Below are 4,712 nucleotides of genomic sequence, written 5' to 3' on the forward strand. Positions count from 1 at the left end.
TCGGTAATTAGGTTATAAAATTGAAAAACAAAAGCTAACTTATTTCTCCTGTAGGTTTCTAAATCTTTTTTACTCATGCTGGCAAGGATTTCCTCGCCAACAAAAATTTGGCCTGAGTCAATTGTTTCAATACCACCTATTATATTAAGGAGGGTCGACTTGCCAGACCCAGATGGTCCTAAAATACAGATAATTTTCCCGTCTTCTATTTCAAGGTCAATATTTTTTAAAACCTCAATTTTAGCCTGACCTTGACCGTAACTTTTGCACAGATTTTTAATTTTTATCATAAGGCCTCCTTATAACACTGATAATCCTTATCATAATTATAGCACTGTTGAAAAATCTCTACAATGTAAAAAGGCAATTTATTTTAATAATTTGGCAGGATTTTTATTAAGATATTATAAAATTTTATTAAAATACCTTGAAATAAGCCGAAATTGAAGATAAAATAAATATGATTTTTATTTCATTAGCCTTATGAATCGTTAACAGATTAAATAGAAATATGAAATAGGATATAAAATATTTATAAAATATGTGAGGTTTTTATAGATGAATAAAAAATTCATAAAATATTTTCTAGTGCCTGGAGCTTTGGGTTTGACCCTGGTATGGCATGTACAAAGCTCTTATGCTTCTGAAAATAATGGCCAAACCCAAGCCACTATTTCTGAGCCTAGTCAAAATCAAGTAGGAGAAAATAGCAAAAATAATCAAGCTGCCCCTGCCAGCAACACAGTTTTAACAAATAATCCTACATCAACCACTGAAGATAAAAATAAGTCTGGTGAGCAGAATGATACCAATAAAGGAAACGATACCAATCAAAAAACAGAACCTGGTCAAACTTCCCAAGCTAAGGATCCTAAAAAAGAAAATAAGGATAAAAAGCTAGTAATAAAAGAATTGCCAAATGAGGATGAAAACCACAACAAAAATTACCAAGACCATCCTATCAAAAATGAAAGTACGGATAAGTACGAGTTTAAAAAGGGAGAAGAATTAAGCAAAGAAGAAATTGACAAAGAATTTGCCAAATACAAGGAAAATGCTTCCCAATTTTCAAAAATTCAAGAATGGATTCCAAAGCTTAAGGAAATAAACCATCTTGGCTTACAAGATGGTGAAAAATCCAATTTTTATAAGACAGAAGTAGGTGGGAAGACATTTTTATCTACCAAGGGATTTAAGTTTTATAAGAGTAGTAGAACTAAAGAGCTTTTTGCAGAAGATCTAGCAGACCATAAACTCTACAGACTCAGCGATAATTATGATAATAGTGAAAGTCCAGTGGTAGAAAATATAATTGGGTCTGGTTCTGATTATATAAAAAATTATCAGTCAGATCAAACAAATATTTTATATAATTCAACCCAATACAGGGGTGGAGATAAGACGGTAAAAGTCAGTGGGTCTTATGCAAAGAAAATAGCAAATCCAGACGGCAGCGTTTCTTATGAATATTATGAAGGAGATGAGGCTAAAAAGAAAGAAGACCTTGAAAAGGTAAAAAAGATTCTTAATGAAAATTCTAGCGCTTTGTTGGAGCAATTAGGAGCAAAACACTTTGATAAGCTTGTGGATAGGGCCTATCAAGCAGCCCTTGTTAATTCATATCTAGTTAAAAATAATAAAGATATGACTGAGGAAGATAGGAAAAATATTGTAGAATATGTCTATCGTTTTGGCCTAAATTATAAAAGCGATGAGTCTTTGATATCTAAATCTGAAAACAATGGTTATGTGGACGTATCTCCTATAGGCTATGCAGAAAAAACTGACAAAGGTACCTATAAGTACAAGTACCAGCTTAGTTTTAATTCCATAACATCAAATGACAAATATTCTTCAACCCGTCTTGATATTTATGCCCCTACCATGGCAAAAAATCTCAAGTTCACCTTAACAAGCCTTCAAGAATATGAGAAGAAGGATGATGGCACATATATCTATAAGAATAAAAATGTTGATGTTGAATTAAAGATTGCCAATACAAAAGATCCTGAATTAAGGAAGCTTTTAGATAAAGATGCTAAAACTATAAAAGAACCTGAAAAAAAACCTCAGGAAGGATGGTGTCCACCATTTATACCAGGCTGTGAGGGTAATCCTGAAACTCAACCAACGGAAGTAGAACCCAATCCAGATTTTATAGAAGAAAGCGTCTGGAACAATGAAGAATACAAGCATAAGGAAAATACTTTTTCTATCCCTTATTTTAATGACTTGAATAATAGAAAAGTCCTAGAAAATAAGCTCATTGAATTTGATAGCAATGTAGAATTTGATAGGGATATAGCCACCATAAATGAAGAAAAATATGCACCAGATTATGATAGGACCAAAGATAAGGATATATTTAAGCCTGAGGTCCACTACAGACACTTTAGGCTTGTCAACCCTCAAAAGGGAGGACCGATAACCCTAGAAGTTGAATTTGAAATTGACCAAGCCCAGGTAGCAAAATCTCCAAATATGCCTTTGGGAGCTAGGATTTTAAATGGCTTATCAAATACAAACCCAACTGCTTTCAACTATGAAAATACAAGTACTAATCCAGATAGATCTTCCAATAGACCTGGTTATGACATAAGTGATAGTATATCATATTTTAATTATTATGGACCTCACTATGAAAAAGGGGATGAAATAAAAAAATCTATAATAAATACCTTTAGAAAAATTAAATCAGATGATTATTCGACAATCTTCAACCATCCTGAATTGATAAAGCCAGGTGCCTTTGATATTAACGGTCTTTATGCCAATGCAGGTGGGGCACCAAGTGAATACACAGGTGATAGGAACAAGATTGGCCTAAAGGTTGGCAAAAACTATTATGACTTTGGTGAATTTGCAGAAAATCAGATACTAAAGATGTATGATCCATTAACCGGTAAAACTATAGATATAAACATGAGGACCAATGGGGCAAGTTCTTCTGATGTAGGAGTACAGATAGCCAATGGTTATGGCCGTTATGGTGACTATAGGGTAAACACCAGGATTAATGAAGATAAGTTCATAGATAAATTGATGGCCATTAAAGACTTAAAGCTAGAAAAGTCAGCAAATAAACTCCACGAAGACAGAGGAGTTTATGTAGATCGTTTTAATGATGAGAATGGTGAGATTTCGCAAGAAAAACTAAAAGAATATGGATTAATAGAAGGCCAAAAAGGCCCTGGTAATGGAGCTAAAAATTTATTATCTGATAATGTTAATTTCGGGCCAGTAGGCATGGGTATGGGTTCTTCAGGACGCTCTAATGTTTCGAAATCCCATGGTGGTGTAGATGTTACCCCTATAGGTAAAGTTAAGCAAAACAAGGATGGAAGCTGGAGGTATGAATACCAGGTTAGTCTAAAGGGAGCTAACCAATCTGATCATGGAAGTTCAGCTGCTTATTATAACATAGTGATGCCAAAAAATGTAAAAAATGTTGAGTTTACGCTAATAGGTAATACTGAAAATGACATTGACAGGCCTAGTATGATACGCGAGTATGAAAATTACGAGAAATTTTTAAATGAAAATGAGAAGGCAATCATAAATAAGGTCAAAGAAGATTTAAGAGCCAAGGGTTTACCTGATGACCTAGATAAGGGTACAGCGTCTGATATATTACAATATTTTGCAGAATTTAAGGCTATCGAGAAAAACCAAAAACTAGGTATCGAAGAATGGAGCCTGGGCGATGGTGAAGGTAAATTTATCTCAAGCATTGATGAATTAACTAAAAAGTACAATAAGGATAAAGAACGTCTAGAATTTTTGGATGAAGAAGTCTATAAGAAATCATCTATAACAAAAGAAGCTAGCATTCAAAAATTGACAGATGAGTATAATCGTGCTTTAAATGATATAGAAAATCAAAAAAAATCTGGAAAGAATTTCATAACCGAAGCAGATAGACCAGCTTACTTAGAAAACGGCAATTTAGACCGATTAAAGAAGAACTTTATTTTTAGTGATTATAAGGGTGTTGACTTTAGTAAATTGTTAGACAGCTATTATAGTTATATTAATGAGTTAAAAGATAAGGAAGTTAGCGACCTAGACAATAAGTTTGCTGATCATGAAAGCTCTGATTATAAGAATAAAAAAGATGAAATTACTCTCAAGTATGATAAGATATATGCTCAATATCAGGTTTCTAAACACAGTTGGTTTGGGGCTGGCAATATCTACGATGAGAATACCATGGGTGATTATACTGATATCATGGGAGAAAAAGCTAATTTCATCGTTAAAAGAGGCTTTACAAATGGATTTTCAGGTATAAATGGCAAGGCCAATATTGCAAATCTAAATGTTTATACTCTCAGCGGTAAAGAAAATTCTGGAGTCATAGGTCTAAGAGTGACCTTTGATGTAGATGATGAAATAGTACGTAAATCACCATTTATGCCTTTAGATGTGAGAAATGCTTGGAAAACTTGGCCAGAACAGCCAGGTATAAATAGAGAGGATCCTAACAATGATTATATGTTAAATAACAATGAATTGGCAGACAGGTATGTAAATAAAAGCACAGGAGAAGCAATATCTCAAGCTCTTTACAATAAGCTAAGTGATAGTCAAAAGCAGGCCTACTATCCAACAAACTACTATTTTGTAGAGCATCCAGAATTAATCAAGAAGGAAATGTTTGATATAAATGGCCTTCACACAGAGCCAAGTAACAATGTTACAGGCTATACTGG

2 protein-coding genes are annotated in these 4,712 nt (G+C 33.5%); one reads left to right on the plus strand and one right to left on the minus strand.

From position 1 onward, the window contains the following. Positions 1-290 (minus strand): ATP-binding cassette domain-containing protein (locus tag RQ907_RS07690; protein ID WP_311492788.1); only part of this gene is annotated, 290 nt, incomplete at its 3' end. Between the two features lie 268 nt (positions 291-558). Here RQ907_RS07690 and RQ907_RS07695 point away from each other — a divergent pair. After that, on the plus strand, positions 559-4,712 hold a 4,154-nt coding region (locus tag RQ907_RS07695), incomplete at its 3' end, for a hypothetical protein (RefSeq protein WP_311492789.1).

Origin of the sequence: uncultured Anaerococcus sp. (assembly GCF_963510575.1) — a bacterium.
GTDB lineage: Bacteria > Bacillota > Clostridia > Tissierellales > Peptoniphilaceae > Anaerococcus.